At 46.3% G+C, this 24,500-nt stretch carries 22 protein-coding genes; 19 read left to right on the top strand and 3 right to left on the bottom strand.

Features of this window, described 5'->3' with window-relative positions:
- The first annotated feature begins 213 nt into the window (after positions 1–213).
- Both F4V51_RS10905 and F4V51_RS10910 read left to right on the top strand, forming a co-directional pair.
- Positions 214–591: a VOC family protein gene (locus F4V51_RS10905; RefSeq protein ID WP_153977979.1), complete on the top strand. Its 378-nt coding sequence runs from the start codon at positions 214–216 to the stop codon at positions 589–591.
- Positions 592–739: 148 nt separating this feature from the next.
- Positions 740–1,987 carry a hypothetical protein gene (locus tag F4V51_RS10910; RefSeq protein WP_153980654.1) on the top strand — a complete coding sequence of 416 codons (1,248 nt, stop codon included), beginning with the start codon at positions 740–742 and terminating at the stop codon, positions 1,985–1,987.
- A 3-nt stretch (positions 1,988–1,990) separates the two neighbouring features.
- On the opposite strand, the gene F4V51_RS10915 is transcribed toward F4V51_RS10910, so the two are convergent.
- Entirely contained in the window at positions 1,991–2,956 is a 966-nt protein-coding gene (locus F4V51_RS10915; protein ID WP_153977980.1) for a polysaccharide deacetylase family protein, read from the bottom strand.
- Positions 2,957–3,263: 307 nt separating this feature from the next.
- Between F4V51_RS10915 and rplS the strand changes: the two genes are divergently transcribed.
- The 8 genes from rplS (at position 3,264) to F4V51_RS10955 (ending at position 10,391) form a co-directional block, all read left to right on the top strand.
- Positions 3,264–3,605, top strand: a complete 342-nt coding sequence (rplS, locus tag F4V51_RS10920) for a 50S ribosomal protein L19 (protein ID WP_018883527.1) — start codon at positions 3,264–3,266, stop codon at positions 3,603–3,605.
- Positions 3,606–3,904: 299 nt separating this feature from the next.
- Positions 3,905–4,522 carry a signal peptidase I gene (gene lepB / locus F4V51_RS10925; RefSeq protein ID WP_153977981.1) on the top strand — a complete coding sequence of 206 codons (618 nt, stop codon included), beginning with the start codon at positions 3,905–3,907 and terminating at the stop codon, positions 4,520–4,522.
- A gap of 162 nt (positions 4,523–4,684) precedes the next feature.
- On the top strand, positions 4,685–5,548 hold the full coding sequence (gene ylqF, locus F4V51_RS10930) for a ribosome biogenesis GTPase YlqF (RefSeq protein ID WP_153977982.1): 864 nt from the start codon (positions 4,685–4,687) through the stop codon (positions 5,546–5,548).
- Positions 5,549–6,092: 544 nt separating this feature from the next.
- Positions 6,093–6,791 (top strand): ribonuclease HII, encoded by a 699-nt coding sequence (locus F4V51_RS10935; RefSeq protein ID WP_153977983.1) that lies wholly within the window; start codon positions 6,093–6,095, stop codon positions 6,789–6,791.
- Between the two features lie 30 nt (positions 6,792–6,821).
- Positions 6,822–8,873 (top strand): DNA ligase, encoded by a 2,052-nt coding sequence (locus F4V51_RS10940; RefSeq protein WP_153977984.1) that lies wholly within the window; start codon positions 6,822–6,824, stop codon positions 8,871–8,873.
- A complete protein-coding gene (locus F4V51_RS10945) occupies positions 8,870–9,178 on the top strand; it encodes an EscU/YscU/HrcU family type III secretion system export apparatus switch protein (protein ID WP_110822623.1) in 309 nt (102 codons plus the stop codon). Before F4V51_RS10940 ends, F4V51_RS10945 begins: the two co-directional genes overlap by 4 nt.
- The gene (locus tag F4V51_RS10950) at positions 9,172–9,576 is read left to right on the top strand and encodes a YraN family protein (RefSeq protein ID WP_153977985.1); all 405 of its coding nucleotides are present in this window, start codon (positions 9,172–9,174) and stop codon (positions 9,574–9,576) included. Before F4V51_RS10945 ends, F4V51_RS10950 begins: the two co-directional genes overlap by 7 nt.
- 257 nt (positions 9,577–9,833) lie before the next feature.
- On the top strand, positions 9,834–10,391 hold the full coding sequence (locus tag F4V51_RS10955; RefSeq protein ID WP_236146737.1) for a nitroreductase family protein: 558 nt from the start codon (positions 9,834–9,836) through the stop codon (positions 10,389–10,391).
- Positions 10,392–10,534: 143 nt separating this feature from the next.
- Here the strand turns inward: F4V51_RS10955 and F4V51_RS10960 are convergent, their stop codons facing one another.
- Complete coding sequence (locus F4V51_RS10960) at positions 10,535–12,139, bottom strand: YifB family Mg chelatase-like AAA ATPase (RefSeq protein ID WP_153977986.1); 1,605 nt, start codon at positions 12,137–12,139, stop codon at positions 10,535–10,537.
- 274 nt (positions 12,140–12,413) lie between these two features.
- Positions 12,414–12,842: an organic hydroperoxide resistance protein gene (locus tag F4V51_RS10965; RefSeq protein WP_153977987.1), complete on the bottom strand. Its 429-nt coding sequence runs from the start codon at positions 12,840–12,842 to the stop codon at positions 12,414–12,416.
- A gap of 228 nt (positions 12,843–13,070) precedes the next feature.
- Between F4V51_RS10965 and F4V51_RS10970 the strand changes: the two genes are divergently transcribed.
- From F4V51_RS10970 to flgB, 9 genes are all read left to right on the top strand, one after another.
- Positions 13,071–13,526 carry a MarR family winged helix-turn-helix transcriptional regulator gene (locus tag F4V51_RS10970; RefSeq protein WP_095287844.1) on the top strand — a complete coding sequence of 152 codons (456 nt, stop codon included), beginning with the start codon at positions 13,071–13,073 and terminating at the stop codon, positions 13,524–13,526.
- A 257-nt stretch (positions 13,527–13,783) separates the two neighbouring features.
- Complete coding sequence (gene sucC / locus F4V51_RS10975) at positions 13,784–14,944, top strand: ADP-forming succinate--CoA ligase subunit beta (RefSeq protein ID WP_153977988.1); 1,161 nt, start codon at positions 13,784–13,786, stop codon at positions 14,942–14,944.
- Positions 14,945–15,125: 181 nt separating this feature from the next.
- Positions 15,126–16,055, top strand: a complete 930-nt coding sequence (gene sucD, locus F4V51_RS10980) for a succinate--CoA ligase subunit alpha (RefSeq protein WP_095287842.1) — start codon at positions 15,126–15,128, stop codon at positions 16,053–16,055.
- A 242-nt stretch (positions 16,056–16,297) separates the two neighbouring features.
- Complete coding sequence (dprA, locus tag F4V51_RS10985) at positions 16,298–17,428, top strand: DNA-processing protein DprA (RefSeq protein WP_153977989.1); 1,131 nt, start codon at positions 16,298–16,300, stop codon at positions 17,426–17,428.
- 111 nt (positions 17,429–17,539) lie between these two features.
- Positions 17,540–19,639, top strand: a complete 2,100-nt coding sequence (topA, locus tag F4V51_RS10990; RefSeq protein ID WP_153977990.1) for a type I DNA topoisomerase — start codon at positions 17,540–17,542, stop codon at positions 19,637–19,639.
- 15 nt (positions 19,640–19,654) lie between these two features.
- Positions 19,655–20,998: an FADH(2)-oxidizing methylenetetrahydrofolate--tRNA-(uracil(54)-C(5))-methyltransferase TrmFO gene (gene trmFO / locus F4V51_RS10995; protein WP_371859911.1), complete on the top strand. Its 1,344-nt coding sequence runs from the start codon at positions 19,655–19,657 to the stop codon at positions 20,996–20,998.
- 27 nt (positions 20,999–21,025) lie between these two features.
- Positions 21,026–21,568 carry an ATP-dependent protease subunit HslV gene (gene hslV / locus F4V51_RS11000; protein WP_095287838.1) on the top strand — a complete coding sequence of 181 codons (543 nt, stop codon included), beginning with the start codon at positions 21,026–21,028 and terminating at the stop codon, positions 21,566–21,568.
- Between the two features lie 130 nt (positions 21,569–21,698).
- A complete protein-coding gene (hslU, locus tag F4V51_RS11005; protein ID WP_153977991.1) occupies positions 21,699–23,099 on the top strand; it encodes an ATP-dependent protease ATPase subunit HslU in 1,401 nt (466 codons plus the stop codon).
- A 988-nt stretch (positions 23,100–24,087) separates the two neighbouring features.
- Positions 24,088–24,495, top strand: coding sequence for a flagellar basal body rod protein FlgB (flgB, locus tag F4V51_RS11010; protein ID WP_153977992.1), 408 nt, complete (start codon positions 24,088–24,090; stop codon positions 24,493–24,495).
- Positions 24,496–24,500: the final 5 nt, after the last annotated feature.

The following is a 24,500-nucleotide window of genomic DNA, read 5'->3' on the forward strand; positions in this document are numbered from 1 at the left end:
TTTAAGATCGCATGGTAAGTAGCATTGCTATGATTACAAGATATACAGGCCACCCTTAGGTAATAAGGTTGGTCTTTTTTGTTGTTGTGGAAGTATAGGGTGGAAATTTCGTGATGTTCGAAAATGTAAAAAGATGGATTAAATAAGCAAACTATTATAAAATGTAATTATGAAACGTTGTTTCACTAAATGAAACTTGGAGGGGTTACTGAAATGAATTATACCTTTTATGGTCTGGATCATGTCCAACTTGCGGCACCAGAAGGATGCGAAGCGGAGGCACGGAGTTTTTTTCATAACCTTATGGGATGGACAGAAATTCCGAAACCTGAAGCTCTAAAAAAACGTGGTGGCGTATGGTTTCTATGTGGAACGCATCAGGTTCATATCGGAGTACAAAAAGATTTTGTGCCCGCTACCAAAGCTCATCCGGCATTTCACGTTCAGAACCTAGACTTACTTAAGGATCATTTAAGCAGCAAACAGGTTCATATCATAGATGATGATGCGAGAACGGATGAAGGAGTAAAACGCTTCTATGTTCACGATCCTTTTGGCAATAGGATGGAATTTTTGGAATGGACTAAATAAGATGAGGCAGCGTTCATATCCTGCAGAGTAAACCATGTGAATGTTTATTTTTTCAGGAATTCAGAACAAGAGCTATCAAAAACAGATGAGATCTTTATGTTAAATTTAGGGTGAGCAATCTATAACGATTAAACGGAGGAGGAAAATGATGAATCATCAGCCTTACGAGATCGGCAGAATAGATATAAGTAAAGCCGGGGAACGGTGCAAAATGTTTCTCGGGGATCTGAATGGGGATGGACGATTAGAGATGCTGCTGGTTCAAGCTGACGGCGGAATCGATGACCGTTATGTTCCGCACCAGGTATCCTGTCTGACCGCATATGATCTGGATGGAGAGCTCCTCTGGCAAGTGGGAAAGCCTGATCCGGATGCTGGTGGTCCTGGATCGGATTACCCCGCTCAAATTGCGGATTGGGATGGAGACGGGAACAATGAAGTCATTTGTATCATGGGTAAGCAGTTTTTGATTTTGGACGGTAAAACCGGAGATATTAAAAGCACACATTCTTTACCGGGTGACGAGGCACATGACTGCATTATTCTTGCGAATCTGACCGGGGATGAGCAGAAGCTGGATGTCCTACTCAAAGATCGGTATAAAACCTTATGGGCCCTTGATCATGATTTCAATCTTCTATGGAAGCACGAAGGCAATGTAGGACATTTCCCATGGGTATACGATATCGATGCAGATGGGAAGGATGAGGTAATGGCAGGCTATGACATGCTTGATCATGACGGAACATTACTATGGTCTTGCACTGATCTGGACGATCATGCCGATTGTATCTGGTTTGGAGATGTGAACGGAGATGGTCATGTTGAAATAGTTATCGGCGGCAGTGTAACGGTAATGATGGACCGTTACGGCCACGAGATATGGCGCTATGCCGATTCTATTGAATCGCAGCACATCGCGTTAGGAAAGTTTTGCGACGGGCTGCCCGGTTTGCAGATCGCTGGTCTTGATCGTATCATTCGCGGTGATGAGCATGGAAAAGACGGAATGTTTTTGCTGGATTACGAGGGAAAAGAACTCTGGAAGGAAGATCGCACGACACGTGGCTGGCTAACGATTATAGAGCCTGTACGGGACTGGGATGATAGTGGACTGGATTATATATTAGCTTATCGCAGAGGCGGAGGTGTACTGCCTTCTTTGGTAGATGGACAGATGCAATCGGTTGCAGTATTCGAAAAAGAAGGATATGCCGTACATGCGGATCTCTGTCAGACGGGGAAGGAACAGATCATCATCTATGATGCGAATGAAGCTGTCCTGTATTCCAGCTCCAAGATTGAACTGACCTCATGGACCTCCAAAAAAGCCGAGCCACAGTCCAAAAGACTGTACAGCTCGACTCTATATCCTGGCGGAGAAGTGTTGATTTAACTACTATTGACTAATGTCGACCAGAGGGAGTATATCTGACTGATCTGCCTCCGGGTTAAGCAACTTGGCTAAATCCGTTCCGGTCGTCACCGTTAGTCTTGGGAGCTTCATCGGGTTATCTCCCGGATGAACAAAACCTGAGCGAACCGAGAAAGCCATGCGATACCCATTTTGCTGCAGCTGATAAATCATCTGCGTGCTGGTGTAACCGAAAGGATATGCCAAATAGGGCGTGTCGATTCCCTTTTCCTTCATCATCCTGATATCATCGTTCAGCAGGCTTGTATCAAGTCCTACAGGCACGCTCTCACCGCAGCGCATAAACCCCTTGTGGTGCAAGTTATAGGTGTGGCTGTTAAACTCAAATACATCTGCTGCAGCCTTCATCTCCGGTTCGGAGATAAACGTTTTTTTGGCGGGATCAAAATCAGCAGGTTGATCCTGAATCTTGCTGCCGATGACAAAGAGAGAAGCATGAAAATTATATTTTTTGAGTACGGGATAGGCAAGTGTATAATTGTTCTGATATCCGTCATCAAAAGTGATGACAATGGACTTCTTGGGTAGTGAGATCAGACCATTTACGTAGTCTTCCAACTGCTCCAATGTAATCGTATTGTACCCTTCATCATGCAAGTACTTCATATTGTCTTCGAAATCCTCAAGATTAATGATGGACTTGTTTCCTGTTTCGTGATTATTCACTTTGGGCTGTATGTAGTGATACATGAGTACAGGAACTTCCGTAGCAGTACCAGGCGCAACTTGAAAGGTAGCCAGATTCAGCCCGGTCTTGCTAGAGTAGTCCGTGTGTGACATCAGGAATGCTTTACGCTTGACCATGTCCCAGGATGTGCATGCTTTGTGCGATAGTGCATTTGTCGGATGATTAACAGCATAGGCATACAGCGTAATGATGCAAGTGACTGCAGCTAGTGAAGCAAGGGTAAATCTTTTCCAATGTTTCATAGTTCGGTTGTTTCTCCTTATACAATTTCATTTCTTAGTGCAATTCAGACAGGTATTCAGTATTCTACCAAGCTATATCATAGACGAACATTCTTGACAGAAAGTTACATTATTTTTTCCGTAATGTGGTTGACTTCAGGTGGAAGAGTTGTTTGTGATATTATGTTTATTTTTCCTTGTGTTTTGATATAGGGCATGGTACAATAATTCTGTTGTGTGGAATACGGCGGTCCTCTATGGATAATGAAGGAGACAGGGAGTTCTCCGGAAGAAGTATGAACGCCTGTACGGAAGGAGGGAGTCATAGATGAATATCGTTCAAGCGATTACTCAAGAACAACTTCGCAAAGATATTCCGAGTTTTCGTCCTGGTGACACTTTGAAAGTGCACGTTAAGGTTATCGAGGGAACTCGTGAGCGTATCCAATTGTTCGAAGGTGTTGTGATCAAGCGCCGTGGTGGTGGAATCAGTGAGACTTTTACAGTTCGTAAAATTTCTTACGGTGTAGGTGTGGAAAGAACTTTCCCGCTTCATTCCCCTAAAATCGATAAAATCGATGTGGCTCGCCGTGGTAAAGTGCGTCGTGCGAAGCTTTATTATCTTCGTGAACTACGCGGTAAAGCAGCGAGAATTAAAGAAATTCGTTAATATAACGGATACCGGAGAGGGCTTGGAGACAAGCCCTTTTCGTTTTTGTCCGGGAAAAGTTGAACCGGAGGTACACTTCCGAGTAAAATGGTATGGCGGCACACGCGTGAGAGTCCGGGAGGCTTGTGTAATCAGTTAGAGCATAGGTAATATGCGGATCATTTGTACTAAAATGAAATGCTCGTGTAGAAGTACATAACTGATTTGAGAATTTTGCATGAATTCAATGAAATGAATGATGTGAAAAGCTGGATGTGTAAACTGCTATAACATGTACCGTGAAGAGAGGAAGATCAATAATGGAACAGGAAGTTCAACACCAGGACAATTCTGCCGAAGAGAAGGGCAGTCGATCCAAAAAAGCCAAAAATGAGATTGTCGAATGGCTCAAAGCGATTGTGATCGCATTGGTGCTCGTTATTTTAATTCGATGGTTATTATTCAAACCGTTTGTCGTGGACGGACCTTCCATGCAGCCGAATTTCCATACAGGTGAACGTGTCATCGTAAATGAAATCCTGTACGATATCCGGGAACCACAGCGCGGAGAGGTTATCGTATTCCATGTTCCTTCAGAAGGACGTGATTTCATCAAACGTGTCATTGCTGTAGCGGGTGATACTGTTCAGGTGACTGGGGATACGGTTATGGTAAACGGGGAGAAAGTGAATGAGACTTACATTCAGGGAGCGATTGACGCAGCCGAAGCGAATGGCGGAACCTATAATGTGAAGGACTTCCCGAATGAGCAATTCCCGGATGGCAAGGTGCCAGAAGGCCATGTGTTTGTAATGGGCGACAATCGTCCGAACAGTACGGATAGCCGAATGATTGGTTACGTGTCTCTAGAGGATATCGTAGGACGTGCAGATGTTATTTTCTGGCCGATCGGTGATATCAAGTGGATTAACCACTAATCAAGTTCAGGATATATAAGCTAAATATATCGTTTACTCCATACCAGAGAGGGCAAAATAAGAATGGGGATACCCGTGACCGGAAACGTGTTTTGCCAATGAAGGAATCAAGTGAATTGTAGCTTTAGCTTATATATCATTAAATAATGAGGTGAAGACAAGGTGACGATACAATGGTTTCCAGGTCACATGACCCGGGCCAGACGCCAGATTCAGGATAAGTTAAAGCTGATTGACGTGGTCATCGAACTGCTGGATGCCCGTCTGCCTGTCTCCAGCCGAAATCCGATGATTGATGAAATTTTACAGGGTAAACCTCGCATGATTTTGTTAAACAAGTCTGATCTTGCGGATGCCAAGGTGACACAGGAATGGATTGCCTATTTCAAAAATGAAGGAATTACTGCGTTCCCTGTGGATGCATCCACAGGGACCAACGTAAAAGACATTCCGGCACAGGCCCGGTTGCTGCTCAAAGAGAAAATTGACCGTCAGCTGGCGAAGGGTATTAACCCGCGTGCCGTTCGTGCGCTCATTGTAGGTATTCCCAACGTAGGGAAATCCACATTGATTAACCGGCTTGCTGGACGAAATATTGCAGCGACGGGAGATCGCCCTGGTGTAACGAAGGGTCAGCAATGGATTAAAGTAGGTAAAGAGATGGAGCTGCTCGATACGCCTGGTATTTTGTGGCCCAAATTCGAGGACCAGAACGTAGGTTATCGGCTTGCGGTCACAGGAGCCATTAAGGAAGAGATCCTTAATGCCGAGGATATCGCCTTCTTTGCAATCAGCTACCTGATGCGCTACTACTGGGATGCTCTGGAGGAACGCTATGAGCTTCAGGAGTTCTCCAAGGATGCAGATGATTCGGATAGCGTTATAGCCATCATGGAACAGGTTGGTCGTAAACGGGGCTGTATTGTTAGCGGTGGGCGTGTGGACCTGGAAAAAGCATCGCGTGCTTTTCTGCGTGAATTGCGTGCAGGCAAGATGGGACGCTTCTCTATGGAAGCTCCATATTAAAAGGAATTTGCATATGCAATATAGAGCCGAAAGAAGCGGCCGTTACCGGATTACCGGGAGCGGTCGCTTTTTTCATTTATACAAAAAATAACGAACTTATGATAGAGCAGCGAATATAAAACAGGAATGAAAGATGACCACAAATAGGAAAGGATGAGATAGTCTTGTGTATATATCTGAGGTGTAAAAATCGTGCTATGATGAGAGTTCAGGCAATTGGCCTGGTTGACCACAGGATATCTTCAATTTAAATCTTCAGATACCGATAAATGAAGAAACAAACTCTTATTATTATATATGCATATCACGGTGCTAATGAAGACGAAGTAATTTTTGCTAATTTGAAAACAAAGAGCTAGAATCTGCGTCTATAACAAAGTACCACGTTCAGGGTGTGATCAAGAGAGTAAGTAATTTACTTGGACTGAACATATTAGGGTGTCAAAAAATTGGGACTTCCCGAGCCGTGCTTAGGGACACGAGACATGGATGACTTATAGAGAGAAACATGTTAAAGCTTGCGTGGGTAGAGGAGATGAAAGCAATGACTGAACATAATGAAATGAATGAACTGATACCAATGGAACCTTCTAAATCCAAGAAGAAAAAAGCAGAGATTGAACCTCGTGATCTGCTGATTCATGAGAGGGAGTATTGGGAGAGTGGTTTTGAGCGAATTGCAGGCATTGATGAGGTGGGCAGGGGATGTCTATTCGGAGATGTGGTGGCCGCTGCTGTCATATTACCTCGTGATCTGATACTGGAAGGGGTTAATGATTCCAAAAAACTAACAGAGAAGAAGCGTGAAGCTCTGTATGACGTTATTATGGAAAAGGCTTTGTCCGTAGGAGTTGGTTTTGCGGATGCAGAAACGATTGATCGTCTCAATATTAAACAGGCCACCAGACTTGCAATGAAGCGTGCCGTGGAGGCCCTGGATGGTGTACCTGACTATCTATTGGTTGATGCCGAAAAAGTGGACGTAAATGTACCTCAGATCTCCATTATCAAAGGCGATGCCAACAGCCAGTCCATCGCAGCAGCATCCATCATTGCGAAGGTAACCCGCGATCGGCTCTGCAAGGAGGAATGGGAGACGTTATATCCGGAGTATGGTCTGTCGATACATAAGGGATATGCAACAAAGTTTCATCGCGAACAGATCATGGCTCTTGGAGCCACGCCGATGCACAGGCGGAGCTTTCTCGGCAATCTGCTCGGCGAGCAGCATACTTTATTTTAACCAAGACGTACAGGAAGGAGGGAGAGAACTGTGAATATTAGCTCGATGATTCGTGGTCTCCTGGGAGACAGCAAGCCGGGGAATGCCAAGCCGCTGGAGCTTAAGGAGGGTCAAGTTGTACGTGGATCTGTCGTAAGTGTCTCAGAGGATGGTGGAGAGGCTGTTCTGCAAATTCAGGGCGTACAGGTACGTGCCAAGCTCGAGACACCACTTCGCCCAGGGGAAACCACACTACTTCAAGTGCAGCCGCCGGGAGAGAATGGCGTGACCGTTATGAAGCCGCTGGCCGGCAATTTGTCTGAATTGCCGCAAGCATCCTTGAATAATCTGCTTCAAGAGGTAGGTTTACCGGATACCAAGGGAAATCGGGAACTACTGCTTGCTATGCAGCGCAGTGGTGTGCCGCTTACGAAGGATAATGTGGCTATGGTTCAAAGTATGATGACTGTCAAACCAGCTCAGGTACCTATGGAAGAGTGGGTGCAGGCAACGGGGATTGCTTTTCAGCGTGGTCTGCCGATTACGGCGGAAACGGTAAAAGGATTGCATCAAACGGTATTTGGTCCACCCCTTCATCAGCTGCTAAATGGGTTAACGGAGCAGCTCGAAACATTTCTTACTCAGAATGCGGGCAAAACCGTGGTCATGGGTGAACAGGCAGCCACACCAAAGCTGCCTGCGTCGGGTGGTTTGCCTATAACAGCAGCCGGAGGGCAGCAAACGGACGATGCAGGAATGTCTCCGGCTGGAGGGCGTCAGGCGGGAACCTCTGGCCAAACGGCACCATTGCCGTACGGTGCTGCAACAACGCCTGCAGGAGCAGGAACAGGAGCTGCTCCGATGTCAAACAGCGGCGAAGCGACAGACGTGCGAGGTGGTGTGCAATCCACCACAGGCACAGGGCATCCTGAGGCTGGGATAAAATCTGGAGACGGACAAGCGGAAATGGCTGGAAAAGCTAGGCAAGGCATTCAGGCGGGGACGGGAATCGCTGGAGAGAGCCAGCGTTCCACGGAAGCGGGCCGCCCGGGTATACCTGGGGCAGCAGCGGATGTAGCAGCTGGACGAGGGATTGCCGGCCAGCAGGAAGGAAGCGCGGCTGGGCGACCAGATGGCCGCGCGGAGACGCCCGCAGCTGCGAGCGCTTCGCCTGCAGCAGCGCAGACAGGCGCAGCAGCACCAACAGCGGCGCAGCTGGCGCCGAAGCTGCTGGCCCTGCTGGACGCGCTGCGCAGCGCGTCCACTGCCGCACCGGCACAGCCTGGTGCGGCAGCACAGGCCGCCCCTGCACCTGCGGGCGGCCAGGCGGCTGCGGCTGCCGGAGGCGTGCCGCAGCCTGTACCAGCCGGCGCTGATGCGCAGCCGGCTGGGGGAAATGCGGCAGCACCTGCGGGCGCTACCGCACAGCACGCGCCTGTCACCCACGAGGGGGACCCGTGGGTGGGGCGCGTACTGAAGCTGCTCGGTGCAGAGCACGAGCAGCAGGCGGTGCACGGCGCGGCTGCGCAGCCGCGCGTGGGTGAAGCGGCGAGTCCGGGCACCGCGGACTCGCTGAAGGGCTTGCTGCTGCAGCTTGCCAGCAGCGACAGTGCGCCGGCGGCCCTGAAGGAAGCCGCCGGGCAGGCTGTGCAATATCTGACGGGTCAGCAGTTGCTGCTGACAACGGACCGGGGCTCTACCTTTGCCCAGATGCACTGGTTCATCCCGATTACCGGACCCAATGGAGAAGAAACGGCTTCGGTACAGATCCAATCCCGGCGTGGTCAGCGCGGTGAACTGGATGCATCCAATTGCAGATTGTGGTTTGATCTGGACATGAAAAGTCTCGGACCAACACTGGTAGATGTGCATGTCATCAACAATATTGTCAGTCTTCGGGTTCTCAACGATCGGGAGGGCATGGGTCCGCTTCTGGATAGCGGGCGGGAAGTGATTCAAGAGGCGCTGGACAAGCTGGGCTATCAATTACTAACCTTTAAGACAGAGCCCTGGCCAGTTGGCCAGGAACCGGGTGCTGAGCGAAAAATAAATGCGTCCGACTACAGCCCTGATCGCTACAAAGGGGTGGATATGCGAGTATGAAAGATGAGCCGCAGCCAGATCTTCTTTCCAAAAAGGCTGTTGCCTTAAAATATGTACCCGGCGAAAGTGAAGCGCCGGTCGTCGTGGCTAAAGGCCGCGGCAAAGTCGCGGAAGCAATCCTTGATAAAGCTAAGGAAAACGGAGTTCCTGTTCAGGAGGATGCAGCACTGGTGGAAGTTTTGTCCAAGCTTGACTTGGACGAACAAATTCCGGCAGAGCTCTATCAACTGGTGGCTGAGGTGTTAACCTATATTTACCGAGCAGACCGCCTCGCTTCCGGACGTGAGGGAGAGGATACATGGTGAGCCATTCGCCTGAACCTGGACATAACTCTACTCCGAAACTTACGCGTCAGCAAAAAGGCAAGTTGGGTGAAGAAGCGGCCTGCAGGTGGCTGCGTGAGCAAGGTTATCTGATTATGGAACAAAACTGGCGTTGCCGCCGTGGTGAGATTGATATTATCGCTTCACATGGTAATCTGCTTGTCTTTGTCGAGGTACGAAGCCGTAGTGGAGCAGGGAAGTATGGTACACCGCAGGAATCGGTAGATATTCGTAAGATGCAGCAGGTTCGGTCCACGGCAGCCGTATACCTTCAACAATCAAGAGGGAGAGAATTACAAATTCGTTTTGATGTGGTTGCTGTGATGCTGGATGCGGCAGGTCAGATTGTAACTATTGAGCACATAGAAAATGCGTTCTGAATTAATAAACTGAATTAGTTAAACATGGTGTTGTCTAAAATGAATGGATTCTCATGGAATTCAGATTTTAGAAACACCTTTTTTGTGTGAAACATAGCCAAAGCTCATTCTATGGGCGTTCTTTGAATCTGAAGAACGGTTCGTTGTATAATCAAGAATGTAACCAATCGTATTGCATTTTATTTATTATAAAAGTCCGTTAGCAGCGCAATGGGAATTGGCTGTGATGGAGAATTTTCCATAGGGAGGTAAGTTCAGTGACTAAATCTACACATATTGGTACAGTCAATGAAGTAAGAAGTGCCATTCAAAACCGGCGTACCGTTAAAAAGTTTAAGAAAGAAGCTGTGCCTACAGAACAGATTATCGAGCTGTTGGATACGGCTGTGTGGGCACCAAACCATAAATTGCGTGAGCCTTGGAGATTTTTGTTATTTACCGGAGATGGGCGGAAGAAGCTTGCAGAAGCGATTGAAGCAGAGATGGGCGAAGATAACAAATTTTCAGCCAATGTTATGCAGGTACCATCGATCATGCTTGTGGTTCTGGAAGAGGATCCAAGACAAAATATATGGGATGAGGATTTTGCTGCAGTAAGTGCACTGGTGCAGAACTTTATGCTGGCTGCATGGAGTGAAGATATTGGAACCTTTTGGGTAACCAAGCCTTTCCTGTATGCACCGAAATTCCGCAAACCACTGGGGATTGAGGCTGGCGAGAAAATTGTCGGTATGGTCTACATGGGTTATCCGGAGGTCATCCCTTCTGCGAAAGAACGTACACCGGCCAAAGACAAACTTACCCTTTTTGATTAAGTAAATAGAATGCCCTGTCCGTGTCTTAACCAATAAACCGTTCAAGGTCTCCTTTCAGTGAAATGAGGGAGATAACTTGAACGGTTTTTTTAGTGGCGTCATTGAAGAGATTTTATATGTTATGAGCTGGAGCTGCTAAGGGTCTAAAACAAATTCAGATCCAACTGCCGATACTGAATCGCCTCAGCTACATGAGCCGTTAAAATTTCGCCGTCATGATCCAGATCGGCAATCGTCTGTGCCATCTTGATAATGCGATCGTGAGCACGCATGCTTAAGTTAAGAGCCTGCAGTGTGTGCTGGAGCAGATGGTCTGCTTCTGAGGGAAGACGTGCAGTTCGGCGGAGCAGTCTTCCGGATAACTGACTATTCCAACGCACAGAGCTGCTCGCATAACGCTTAGCCTGGATATGATGAGCGTGGACAACTTTGGCTTGCATCTCGGCAGAAGTGGGGGAAGGTGCTGCCTTCCGCCATTCGCCAGGTGGAGGAACCTCGACCTGCAAATCTATCCGATCCAGCAAAGGGCCCGAGATTTTGGCCCGATAAGCTGCAACGCGGGAAGGGCTGCAGATACAGCGCTGATCCTCGGATTGAGCGGACAAATATCCGCATGGGCAGGGATTCATGGAGCATGCAAGCATAAACTGCGCAGGAAACGTAAAAGCAGCTCTTGCCCGGCTTATGGTGACCGTATGATCCTCCAGCGGCTGCCGTAAAACTTCAAGCACTTGACGATGAAACTCAGGAAGCTCATCAAGGAACAGAATACCGCGGTGTGCAAGGCTGACTTCGCCCGGCTTCGGAATACCGCTACCACCGATGAGGCCGGAGGTGGATATCGTATGATGTGGGGACCGGAAGGGGCGTTCCGTGACCAAACCGTTGGACGTTTCTTTCAGTTTCCCAGCAGCACTCAGCACTTTGGTAACTTCCAGTGATTCTTCCTCGGATAACGGAGGGAGAATAGTGGGCAGACGTTTGATCAGCATCGTTTTGCCAGTCCCTGGTGGACCCACTAGCAATATATTATGCATCCCTGCTGCGGCAATCATCAGTGCACGCTTCACATGATGTTGGCCTAGGACGTCACTGTAGTCATCGCTTAACGAAGCCGGAATAAGAGTATTGGCATTGGGGTTGGAGAGACCCTGTTCAGATGCAGCTGGTTTCATAAGGTGAGCGAAGTTATTCAAAACAACCGTTCCCGCTTTGGACAAGACCCCATCTTTTGTCTGGGAATCAGGCTTATCTGGCGCAATGTCTCTTAGATGACCAATTCCATATACGTTAATACCGCTAATTAACGAAGCTTCTGCCAGATTATCAACGGGGAGGAGAACGGAAGTGAAGCCTTGACGCTTAGCCAGATCCACCATGGCAAGTACACCTGGTACGGATCGAACTGAGCCATCCAAAGCGAGTTCGCCGAGTAAAAGTGTTCTTTCCTGGGATGGCAGCACGAGCTGCCCACTAGTCATTAGCAAAGCTACAGCAATGGCAAGATCAAATGAAGAGCCTTCCTTACGCAGGTCAGCAGGGGCTAGATTAATCGTAATCCGTTGTAATGGATATTGATAACCGCAATTTTTTACAGCAGCACGAACACGCTCTACTGCTTCACGAATGGCCGAATCTGGCAAGCCGATAATGGAAGTTTGGGGCAATCCATTGGATAAATCCGTTTCCACTTCGATTAATACCCCGTCAATTCCATATAAACATGCGCTATATAATTTTCCGTACATAATAAAAAGAAACACCTCACTTCGTCCTTGGCTGCGCATAATGCGGGCCAGTGTGCGAATTAAGGTGCTTCCTCAGCTTCTAATAAGCATTGTATATAAAAGAAATCAGGGCGTCAACCTGTCTTCATCATCGCTGCAATTCTAACCCTGAATTCTGAATTTTATTAATCCACTCTCATGGATATCATCAGAAAATCATTGTCTGAATAGGGTATAACGTTAATAATACTAACCGCCTCAAGGTAGAGGAAATGAAACTGTTTTACGAATTGAATTAAAGTACGTTTAGTTCAACATCAATATTGCCGCGTGTTGCACGGGAGTAAGGGCAGGCTTGATGAGCTGCTTCTACCAGCTTCTCAGCTGTAGCCTTATCTACGCCTTTTGCAAGAACGTCAAGTGTTGCCGCGATGCCAAAGCCTCCGTCTTCCACTTTTCCGAAATGAACGGTAGCTGTGACTTCAGTACCTTCCAACTTGATTTTTTGCATGCGAGCAACCATATTTAGTGCACTATCAAAACAAGCTGCATAACCTGCTGCAAACAATTGCTCTGGGTTGGTACCTTCTCCACCTGCACCGCCCATTTCTTTCGGTGTGCGAACATCTAAATGAAGTTCTGGACTGGAGGATTCTACATAACCGTTACGTCCGCCAACTGCTTTTACCGTAGTTTCATACATTTTTTGTTGAATAGTCATCATGTCAATTCGCTCCTTTGTGTTCGCAATTATATTTTATACAATTTAATTTATAACAATAAGATGGAAAAGTAAAATCCCTTGTGCTCAATTATTCTGTTTTTTTTCTAATTTGTGATAATATATATAGAGAGAGTCTTTAGGTTGTGCATATAAGCGTGCAAAATACAGGCTTAACACAGAGCTTTCTATAAGAAATTAAATGTACAATAGGCAGGTGGGATTAATATTATGCAAACGGATGCTTTGAAGCTGGATAACCAATTATGCTTTGCCATATATGCTTGTTCACGTGAAATCACGAAGATGTACCAGCCATATCTCGAGGTGCTGGGTGTCACCTACTCGCAGTATTTGGTCATGATGGTATTGTGGGAGCGAGAGGAATGCACGGTTAAAGAAATCGGAGAGGCGCTCTACTTGGATTCGGGAACGTTGACACCGCTATTAAAACGCCTGCAATCTGCCGGACTCATTCATCGTGAACGTTCAGCACAGGATGAGCGTAAAGTGCTTATTACGTTGACTGATTCAGGTAAGGAGCTTCGCAATAAGGCTCTGTCCATTCCGGATTCTATTCAGGGGGATGCTTGCCTGAGCAGTACAGAATTTGAATCGCTGCTTGGTCAGTTTAAAGGGCTTCTTCAGAAGGTACATGAAACGAATATGAAAGAAGCTAGAAAATAACCTGGAAATAATTTTGATATAACGAAAAGGAGAAACCTTAGACATATTAGTCTGAGGTTTTTCCATTAATATCCAAGCATTCACAATATGGGATGATATCCATATCAAAAAGCTGTCTATTAACCATTACTTTTTTAAGGAAAGCGTTTTAAAAACGTGTTACAATGAATTGGGTTTAAGTGAAAATAGTCAACATTTGTCTTTTGGTAGTCAACCAACCCGCCTTGTTGCAGTCATGTTGATAGGAGGATTCGAGAATGAATATCCATGAATATCAAGGAAAAGAAGTACTGAAACAGTATGGAGTTGCCGTTCCTAATGGGAAGGTTGCTTATACAGTCGATGAAGCGGTTGCGGCCGCAGAGGCACTGGGCAGTCCGGTGACTGTAGTCAAAGCGCAAATTCACGCAGGTGGCCGGGGAAAAGCCGGCGGCGTAAAGGTAGCGAAGAGCGCAGATGAAGTTAGAGCGTATGCTTCCGAAATTTTGGGGAAAGTACTGGTGACACACCAGACCGGACCGGAAGGCAAGGAAGTCAAACGTCTTTTGATCGAAGAAGGCTGCGATATCCGCAAAGAGTACTACGTGGGTGTTGTAGTTGACCGTGCAACGGGCCGTGTCGTGATGATGGCATCCGAAGAAGGCGGTACGGAGATCGAAGAAGTGGCTGAAGCTACTCCTGAGAAAATTTTCAAAGAAATTATTGACCCTGCTATTGGATTACAAGTGTTCCAAGCACGTAAATTGGCCTACAGCATTAATATTCCGAATGAATTGGTGAACAAAGCGGTCAAATTTATGCTTGCATTGTACACTGCATTTGTGGAAAAAGATTGCTCCATTGCCGAGATCAACCCTCTTGTTGTTACTGGAGATGGAAACGTTATCGCACTGGATGCGAAACTGAATTTTGATTCCAACGCATTGTTCCGTCACAAGGATATTTTGGAACTTCGCGACTTGGATGAAGAAGACGAAAAAGAAATCGAGGCTTCCAAATACGACCTCAGCTACATAGCACTTGATGGCAACATCGGCTGTATGGTTAACGGTGCGGGACTTGCGATGGCTACGATGGATATCATCAAATACTACGGTGGAGACCCGGCCAACTTCCTTGATGTTGGGGGCGGTGCAACAACGGAGAAAGTAACAGAAGCTTTTAAAATCATTCTGTCTGACGCCAAAGTGGCGGGCATCTTCGTTAACATTTTCGGCGGAATCATGCGCTGTGATGTCATTGCAAATGGTGTGGTTGAAGCAGCGAAGCAGCTTGGCCTCACTAAACCGCTGGTTGTTCGTCTTGAAGGAACGAACGTGGAACTTGGCAAACAAATTTTGGGTGAATCCGGCCTGAATATTGTACCTGCTGATTCCATGGCTGACGGTGCACAAAAAATCGTTGCCCTCGTAAAATAAGTTCATTCCTGGGCCATTTATATCAATCCAAAGAGCGGTCGCAATCTTCATGAATTATATCGGAATGCTTCAGTCGTCTAATTCATGTTCCCGCCAGCGATGGAATCGAATGATATAAATTGCTTTCTTAGTGCCGGAGCTGTCCGGAACTTGAAAAATAACCGTAAGGATGTGAAGCAACGTGAGTATTTTGATCGATAAAAATACAAAAGTCATTACGCAAGGCATTACGGGTTCAACGGGAATGTTCCACACGAAGGGCGCATTGGATTACGGAACCCAAATGGTAGGCGGTGTAACACCAGGCAAAGGCGGGACTAATGTTGATATCACGCTGGAAGATGGCAAAGTTGTTAGTCTTCCGGTATTTAATACGGTACAAGAAGCGAAGGAAGCTACAGGTGCAACAGCGAGTGTTATCTATGTGCCACCTGCATTCGCAGCGGATTCCATCATGGAAGCTGTTGACGCAGAGCTTGATCTTGTAATCTGTATTACAGAAGGCATCCCTGTCCTTGATATGGTGAAGGTAGACCGTTTCATGGAAGGCAAAAAGACGGTATTGATCGGACCGAACTGTCCTGGTGTTATTACACCGGGTGAATGTAAAATCGGGATCATGCCAGGCTATATCCACATGGCTGGACATGTTGGCGTCGTTTCCCGTAGCGGAACGCTCACGTATGAAGCTGTTCATCAACTGACTACACGTGGCATTGGACAGTCTTCAGCGGTAGGAATCGGGGGAGACCCGGTTAAAGGTTCCGAATTCATTGATATCCTCAAACGTTTCAATGAAGATCCTCAGACTCATGCTGTCATCATGATCGGGGAGATCGGTGGTACAGCAGAGGAAGACGCTGCAGAGTGGGTTCGCGACAATATGACCAAACCGGTTGTTGGATTTATCGGTGGTGTTACTGCGCCTCCAGGCAAACGCATGGGTCATGCTGGTGCCATTATCTCTGGAGGTAAAGGTACAGCCAAGGAAAAAATCGCGAAGCTTGAGTCCTGTGGTATCAAAGTTGCGCCTACGCCTGCCGAGATGGGCTCCACGCTGGTAAGTGTACTGGAAGAGCGCGGTATTTTAAATTTGTGCACGACACATTAATTCTTTTCCATTATAATAGTAGAAACGGTGCGGAGAGTTATAACTCTCGTAACCGACTATTGTGATACGGAAAAGGTAAGCAACCTTTTGCCCTTAAACGGGGTGAAAGGTTGCTTTTTTGCGTTGAATTACTTGCCAAATGAGAGAACTGAATTGCTCTCTATAAAGTAAACGCTTGCATTCTGTCGTCACAACCTACACAATATGAGGGAAGTGTTCTTCCCGCTCGGGAGGCTTACAGTATGGAGAAAAGCTTGATTCTGTTTGGTTTGCATGAAATGGATGGTGTTGGGAAGAAAACGATCTCGAAATTAATGACAGGGGGGCACAACCTTCCGGATTTGCTTCATTATGACGAAGGAGATTGGGTTCAAGCCGGGCTGCGTAAAGATCAGGCCACCAGGCTTGTGAATACTTTCGATGCAGACTGGATTGAGCATAGGCGTGAAGCGGTTTATAAACAAGGAATTCAGGTTATTACCTATCTGGATGAAGATTACCCCATATTAATGAAGGAAACCGTTCAGGCACCTTGGGTTATGTACGGCCGTGGGGACATGAATTTGTTACATACAAAGGCAATTGCCATGGTAGGAACTCGAATGCCAACAGTATATGGTCGCAAAGTAGGCGAGAAACTGACGACAGAATTTTGTCATGCAGGGTTGACCATAGTAAGTGGTCTTGCCCGTGGTATTGATAGCACTTGTCATGAGGCCGCTCTTCGCGCAAAAGGTAAAACCGTTGCCGTTTTTGGCACAGGAATTGATAAGATCTACCCACCTGAGAACAAAAAACTAGCTGAGCAAATTGCTGAAACAGGTCTATTGCTGTCGGAATATCCACCAGGCACCCGTGCTCATCAAGGACTATTTCCGGAGCGTAATCGAATAATTGCCGGTTTGACACTTGGAACGCTGGTTGTAGAAGCGGATATACTAAGCGGCTCTCTTATTACTGCAGATGCAGCGCTGGAGGCAGGAAGAGATGTATTTGCTGTTCCGGGCCCCATTACATCACCCAAGAGTCGAGGGTCACATAATCTGATCCGTCAGGGGGCCAAATTGGTCACCTGCGCGGATGATCTGCTTGAAGAGTACCGAATGGACTTGCCAAATCCCGAACAACTTCCTTACAATAGAGGACGTTCCCCAGAAAAGGGAGCAGGTAATCACCCGGATATGTTTCCTAAGGTGAGTCTCTCATCTGATGAGAGAAGGATCATCTCCCTGCTGGAGCAGGACGAAAGATCTTTGGATCAACTTGTAGAGCAGCTCGGTTGGGATTTTGGACATTTGCATTCAGTTCTGTTATCTTTAATCATAAAAAAACAGATTAGCCAATTACCTGGAACCAAATATGCAAGGGTATGACAATGCTGTGACTACGCGGCATGTGAAAATAGATTATTAACGGAAGTTATTTAATTGCTGACAAGGATGAAAAGGAACAAGCAGTTTCATGACTGAGAGGAGGATGAACCTATGGCGGATTCACTCGTAATCGTGGAGTCGCCCTCAAAGGCGAAGACAATCGGCAAATATTTAGGCAGCAAGTTCATCGTGAAGGCTTCGATGGGACATGTGCGCGATTTGCCGAAAAGTCAGATCGGCGTTGAGGTGGAGAATGATTTTAATCCGAAATATATTACGATCCGCGGCAAAGGTTCGATTTTGAAAGAACTGAAGGATGCACGAAAGAAAGTGAAAAAAGTGTACCTCGCAGCTGACCCGGATCGCGAAGGCGAGGCTATTGCATGGCACTTGGCTCATGCACTTGAACTGGATGACACCGAGGATTGCCGAGTTGTCTTCAACGAAATTACGAAGCAGGCAGTCAAGGATGCGTTCAAAACACCGCGCAAAATTAACATGGACTTGGTTAATGCACAGCAGGCCAGACGAATTCTGGATCGGCTTGTCGGATATAAAATCAGTCCTTTATTATGGAAGAAAGTCAAAAAAGGATTGTCCGCTGGACGTGTACAGTCGGTGGCAGTCAAAATCATTTTGGATCGCGAAAATGAAATCGATGACTTTATTCCAGAAGAATACTGGAGCATTACGGCGAAGCTGACTGCTGACGGCAACCCGTTTGAAGCGAAGTTCCATCAATTGAACGGTGCAAAAACCGAACTCGGAAGCGAAGCCGAAGTACAAGCAATCCTGAAACAAATTGAGAATGCGGATTTTACCGTCAAAGAAGTGAAAGAGAAAGAACGCAGCCGGAATCCATCCGCTCCGTTTACGACAAGTTCTTTGCAGCAGGAGGCTGCACGGAAATTGAATTTCAGGGCTTCCAAAACGATGTCGGTTGCACAACAGCTCTATGAGGGCGTAGACCTCGGAAAAGAAGGCACAGTGGGTCTCATTACGTATATGCGTACAGACTCCACTCGGATTGCGGCATCAGCTCAGGAAGAAGCCAAAGAATATATTGTTGGCAAGTACGGTGAAGCTTTTGCACCCGAGACGCCAAGAAACTATTCCAAGAAGGCTGCCAATGCGCAGGATGCTCACGAAGCTATTCGTCCAACATCCATTTTGCGTGATCCCGATTCCATCAAATCATTTATGAGCCGTGATCAGTTCAGACTGTATAAACTGGTATGGGAGCGCTTCGTGGCTAGCCAAATGTCCTCTGCCGTCCTCGATACACTCTCTGTGGACATCGCAGCTGGAGATACCATTTTCCGTGCAGCTGGCTCCAAGGTTCGCTTCCAAGGCTTCATGAAGGTGTATGTGGAAGGGAACGATGATGGTACCACGGAAGAAGATCGTTTGCTGCCTCCACTAAAAAAAGGAGATCGGTTAGAGAAGCAGGAGATTGAACCGAAACAGCACTTCACTCAACCACCGCCCCGGTATACGGAAGCAAGACTTGTACGTACGCTGGAAGAGCTGGGCATAGGGCGTCCAAGTACATATGCACCAACCCTGGAAACCATTCAGAAGCGTGGATATGTGGCAATCGAAGAGAAAAAATTCATGCCGACTGAGCTTGGAGAACTGGTCATCGAGCAGATGGAGGAGTTTTTCCCTGAAATTCTGAATGTAGAGTTCACTGCCAATATGGAAGGTGATCTTGACCATGTGGAAGAAGGCTCGGAAGACTGGGTCAAAGTGCTTGCTGAATTTTACGAATCATTTGAGAAAAGACTCGAATTCGCAGAAGAAGAAATGAAAGAGATTGAAATTGAAGATGAGGTCTCGGACGAAATCTGCGAGAAATGCGGCAAGCCGCTTGTATACAAACTGGGTCGGTTCGGCAAGTTTCTTGCGTGCTCCGGATTTCCGGACTGCCGGAATACCAAACCGATTATTAAGGATATTGGCGTAACTTGTCCGAAATGTAAGGAAGGGCATGTGGTTGAACGTCGCAGTAAAAAAGGACGTATTTTCTATGGCTGCGACAAGTATCCAGAGTGTGATTTCGTATCGTGGGATAAACCGTCGGCCAAACCTTGTCCAAGTTGTGGTTCTCTCATGGTTGAGAAACGAAACAAGCAGGGGACACGTTTGCAATGTACATCCTGTGATCATCAGGAACCGGTAGAGGAACCGGAAGAAGAAACAGCGGATTAGCATATATGGGGGTAAATGATTTTGACGAATGAACAGGTAGTAACGGTAATTGGAGCCGGGCTGGCAGGAACTGAAGCCGCTTGGCAAATTGCAAGTCGCGGTGTACGTGTGAAACTATATGAGATGAGACCGGTTGTAAAAACACCGGCTCATCATACCGATAAATTTGCTGAACTGGTGTGCAGCAATTCGCTGCGTGCCAACGGTTTGACTAATGCAGTTGGTGTGTTGAAAGAAGAAATGAGAATGCTGAACTCCCTGGTACTAGGTGCAGCTGATCGAAATGCTGTTCCAGCGGGAGGAGCACTTGCTGTTGACCGTGATGGATTCTCGGGAGAGATTACATCCACGCTTCATCAGCATCCACTCATCGAGGTTGTCAACGAAGAACTGACCTCCTTGCCAGAGGACGGTATCGTTGTTGTAGCTACCGGTCCACTGACTTCGCCAGCATTATCCGAACAAATCAAGGCGCTGATGGGCGAGGAATACTTCTATTTCTACGACGCAGCTGCTCCGATTATTGAAAAAGACTCCATTGACATGAACAAGGTGTACCTTGCTTCCCGTTACGATAAAGGTGAGGCAGCCTACCTAAACTGTCCGATGACAGAAGAAGAGTTTGATATTTTCTATGATGCTCTGATTACGGCAGAGGTTGCCCAATTAAAAGAGTTTGAAAAGGAAATTTACTTCGAAGGCTGCATGCCGATTGAAGTCATGATGAAGCGAGGAAAACAAACGGCTCTGTTTGGTCCGATGAAACCTGTTGGTCTCATTAACCCGCATACAGGGGAATTGCCACACGCAGTAGTACAGCTCAGACAGGATAACGCAGCAGGAACCCTTTATAACCTGGTTGGATTCCAGACACATCTGAAATGGGGAGAGCAGAAACGGGTATTCTCGCTAATCCCTGGCCTGGAAAATGCGGAGTTTGTACGTTATGGTGTTATGCACCGCAATACGTTCATTAATTCTCCCAAATTGCTGCGTCCGACGTATCAATTCAAGGAACGTCCAAATCTGTTCTTTGCAGGACAAATGACAGGTGTTGAAGGGTATGTTGAATCTGCTGCTTCAGGTCTGATTGCGGGGATGAATGCAGCCAAAGCGGCGCTTGGACAGGAACTTGTAGTATTGCCAGTAGAGACAACGCTAGGCAGTATGGCACAGTATATTACTACGGCTGACTTCAAACACTTCCAACCGATGAATGCAAACTTTGGCTTGCTGCCAAAACTGGAAACGAAGATCCGTAACAAAAAAGAAAAAAATGAAGCTCTTGCACAGCGCGCACTGGATGGAATTGCCCGTTTTGCAGCTGCAGAAGGTCTAACCGTTCCGGGACGCGTATAAATTAGTTTCGTGGGAGGAGGCTGAATCATGGATATGTCATTTCATGCTACAACGATCTGTGCAGTTCGTCATAATGGCAAGGCAGCGATTGCCGGAGATGGTCAGGTGACCATGGGACAAAGCGTTGTGATGAAAAATACGGCCAAAAAAGTAAGACGTCTATACCGCGGACAGGTTGTAGCTGGTTTTGCCGGTTCAGTAGCGGATGCCATTACACTATTCGAAAAGTTTGAGGGTAAGCTGGAAGAGCATCATGGAAATCTGCAACGTGCCGCGGTGGAGCTTGCCAAGGACTGGCGGCAGGATCGCATTCTGCGCAAGCTCGAAGCGCTTCTTATCGTTATGGATAAGACAGGAATGCTGCTTATCTCTGGCGGAGGCGAAATCATTGAGCCGGATGATGATGTCATTGCGATCGGTTCTGGTGGGAACTTCGCTCTGTCTGCTGCACGTGCATTAAAACGTCATGCAACTAACCTGGAAGCTAAGGACATTGCCCGTGAGTCGCTGCAGGTTGCAGCAGAGTTATGTGTGTATACCAACAATAATATCATTGTAGAAGAACTGTAAGATAACCCCGCAAACTGAAACATAGAGCATGGCCGTTAGGGCTATTCCTATCAATTTGCGGGGTTATCCCTAATTTTGATAACATATTTCTATGCAGGATTTTTAAGTAGACTGGTAGGAGGGAAGCGAAATGCAAACACAAGCGTTAACACCAAGACAAATTGTTGCAGAGCTTGATAAGTATATTGTGGGTCAGAAACAGGCCAAAAAATCGGTGGCTGTTGCCTTGCGCAATCGATATCGCCGCAGCCTTTTGCCAGAGCATACGCAGGATGATATTGTCCCTAAAAACATATTGATGATTGGACCGACAGGTGTTGGTAAAACGGAAATTGCCCGCCGTCTGGCTAAACTGGTGGGAGCCCCTTTTGTTAAGGTAGAGGCAACGAAATTCACGGAAGTGGGTTATGTTGGTCGTGATGTGGAATCCATGATCCGTGACCTGATTGAAACCTCCATGCGGATGGTTAAGCTGGAACGCACCGAAAAGGTAAAAGACAAGGCTGAAGAAGCTGCCAATGAACGTATCGTACATATCCTGGCTCCTTCCCAATCCAAGTCCAAAAATCAACGTAACCCGTTTGAAATGATATTTGGCAATAACGGAAACAATACGCCCGAGCAGGAAGAACCAGAACCGGACACCAATGTCGCAGAGCGGCGTCGCAAGATCAAATTCGACTTGTTATCCGGTAAACTGGAAGAAGACATTATCGAGATTGATGTTGAGGATACGGCTCCGAATATGATGGATATGTTTGCTGGGCAGGGAAATGACCAGATGGGTATGAATATGCAGGAGATGTTTGGAAGCCTGCTGCCGCGACGTACCAAAAAACGCAAGCTGGCGATCAAAGAAGCTCGTAAAGTCCTGATCCAGGAAGAAGCAGGCAAGCTGATCGATATGGATGACGTTACGCAAGAGTCCATTCGCAGAGCTGAACAGACGGGTATCATTTTTATTGACGAAATTGATAAGGTGGCCAGCCAGGGACGTGGCAGCGGACCGGATGTATCTCGTGAAGGGGTGCAGCGGGACATTTTGCCTATCGTGGAAGGTTCTACTGTGATGACCAAGTACGGACCTGTCAAAACCGATTATATTCTGTTTATGGCGGCTGGAGCGTTCCATGTGGCCAAACCTTCGGATCTGATCCCCGAGCTTCAAGGACGTTTCCCAATTCGGGTTGAGCTGAATAGCCTATCTCTGGAGGAATTCGTATCAATCTTGACCGAACCTCAAAATGCGTTGACAAAACAATATGTCGACTTGCTGCGTACTGAAAATATTGAAATCGAATTCTCGGATGAGGCTATTCGTGAGATTGCCAAGCTTGCTGAATCCGTAAACCAAAATACGGAGAATATTGGCGCTAGGCGTCTGCATACTATTCTTGAGAAACTCCTTGAGGATCTGTCCTATGAGGCTCCTGAGCTCACGCTGGAGCGAATGGTGATTACTCCGGAGTATGTGCGAGAGAAACTGAACGATATTGCTCAGGATCGTGACCTGAGTCAATATATTCTGTAATAAGACTTTTCACGGTATTCAGAAGAACTTGATGATATTGAAGTTTAATGGTGGTATTCACTGTTTAATAGAAATAAGTTGAACTACTGTTGAAGGAATAATCCTGATCGGTTGGTGATTGCTTATTTTTATGGCAGATGAATGCTGCCTTTTTTTGTTCCCGGCTAATGGATTTCTATTGATAAGCCGATAAAAAGATTGAAGTTACATTTTAAGGTAGGGAAAAAATAGGACTTTTGCCGCAGTTGTTAGGATTCGAGGTCGTAAGAACTCGAAAAAGTTCATGTTTGCAGGTGGAACAGCTTCCAATATAAGGTTGTATGTTTTATCCAAGTCTGGTTATCAGTTTAATGACCTTGCCGACAAATATTGCGCAAATGCGCAAAAATTCTATCAGAGTAATACGCTGATGTAGTAAAACATTTTCGTTGACTTCCATATTTAATGGAAAATTTAATTGTTAAAAAAGTGTTGTCTAATTTGTAGGTGAACCATTAAGGAAACAACTTAGGGAAGTCAATTATTTAGTTTGTAGGGACTCTAACTATAGAATGTAAGTTACTAAAAAGCTTATTGTAACGGCAAATATTGCTAACTCAATTAAGTGAAATATTCCCATAAATGAATTTTATCCAGCATACAGGTTTATAAAAGTAAAGGGAGAACCTGGTCAAAATTTTAAAAATGTATAAACGTATGTTTTGTATATGTGAACTAAAAAATGATATGGGCCTCGATATTTGCGAAAAAATTCATAATTTGCAGAAAATACACAAAAAGCCTTGTCTTTCAGAAAAGATAGGGCTTTTTTCTTATTGTAATAAATGCCAATCTCGAAGAAACTTATGTTATACGACAACATCAGAGTTAATTCTACTTAAGTCCTAGAAAAACGCGAAAAGGCGAATGTTTTTGTCGAAAAACATAAGCGATTTAAAGGGAAAAGGTTGAATCTTTTCCCATAATTTCTAAGGAGAGGAGGGAAAACGTGAATCTTTTGAATGATATTAGCTTTAAAAGATTACAAGGTGCACTCGATGCGTCCAACACTAGACAACAAACGATTGCAGACAACATTGCGAATGCAGACACCCCGTACTACAAGCGTTCTGACGTATCTTTTGAAAAAATTTTAAAGCAGCAAACGGATGGAGATATGCCAGTTCTTAAGGGGAAAGTAACGGACTCAAGGCATTTTGTCATAGGACCTTCCTCTTCCGTTCCTACTCCTGTAGTAACAATGGATCATTCGACATCCATGAATAATAACCAGAATAATGTCGATATCGACAAAGAAATGAGCCTTCTGGCGGAGAACCAGTTGCGTTACAACGCTTATATTCAACAAGTGAATGAACAGATTAAAATGATGCGTGTTGGAGTAGAAGGGAGATAACTTAG

This window comes from Paenibacillus xylanilyticus (assembly GCF_009664365.1).
GTDB classification, from domain to species: Bacteria; Bacillota; Bacilli; order Paenibacillales; family Paenibacillaceae; genus Paenibacillus; species Paenibacillus xylanilyticus_A.

Bases quoted from the DNA above. Each gene is read 5' to 3' on its own strand.
- F4V51_RS10905 (WP_153977979.1), top strand. From the start codon at position 214: ATGAATTATACCTTTTATGGTCTGGATCATGTCCAACTTGCGGCACCA.
- F4V51_RS10910 (WP_153980654.1), top strand. From the start codon at position 740: ATGAATCATCAGCCTTACGAGATCGGCAGAATAGATATAAGTAAAGCC.
- F4V51_RS10915 (WP_153977980.1), bottom strand. From the start codon at position 2,956: ATGAAACATTGGAAAAGATTTACCCTTGCTTCACTAGCTGCAGTCACT.
- rplS (WP_018883527.1), top strand. From the start codon at position 3,264: ATGAATATCGTTCAAGCGATTACTCAAGAACAACTTCGCAAAGATATT.
- lepB (WP_153977981.1), top strand. From the start codon at position 3,905: ATGGAACAGGAAGTTCAACACCAGGACAATTCTGCCGAAGAGAAGGGC.
- F4V51_RS10935 (WP_153977983.1), top strand. From the start codon at position 6,093: ATGACTGAACATAATGAAATGAATGAACTGATACCAATGGAACCTTCT.
- F4V51_RS10945 (WP_110822623.1), top strand. From the start codon at position 8,870: ATGAAAGATGAGCCGCAGCCAGATCTTCTTTCCAAAAAGGCTGTTGCC.
- F4V51_RS10950 (WP_153977985.1), top strand. From the start codon at position 9,172: ATGGTGAGCCATTCGCCTGAACCTGGACATAACTCTACTCCGAAACTT.
- F4V51_RS10960 (WP_153977986.1), bottom strand. From the start codon at position 12,139: ATGTACGGAAAATTATATAGCGCATGTTTATATGGAATTGACGGGGTA.
- F4V51_RS10965 (WP_153977987.1), bottom strand. From the start codon at position 12,842: ATGATGACTATTCAACAAAAAATGTATGAAACTACGGTAAAAGCAGTT.
- F4V51_RS10970 (WP_095287844.1), top strand. From the start codon at position 13,071: ATGCAAACGGATGCTTTGAAGCTGGATAACCAATTATGCTTTGCCATA.
- sucC (WP_153977988.1), top strand. From the start codon at position 13,784: ATGAATATCCATGAATATCAAGGAAAAGAAGTACTGAAACAGTATGGA.
- dprA (WP_153977989.1), top strand. From the start codon at position 16,298: ATGGAGAAAAGCTTGATTCTGTTTGGTTTGCATGAAATGGATGGTGTT.
- topA (WP_153977990.1), top strand. From the start codon at position 17,540: ATGGCGGATTCACTCGTAATCGTGGAGTCGCCCTCAAAGGCGAAGACA.
- trmFO (WP_371859911.1), top strand. From the start codon at position 19,655: ATGATTTTGACGAATGAACAGGTAGTAACGGTAATTGGAGCCGGGCTG.
- hslV (WP_095287838.1), top strand. From the start codon at position 21,026: ATGGATATGTCATTTCATGCTACAACGATCTGTGCAGTTCGTCATAAT.
- hslU (WP_153977991.1), top strand. From the start codon at position 21,699: ATGCAAACACAAGCGTTAACACCAAGACAAATTGTTGCAGAGCTTGAT.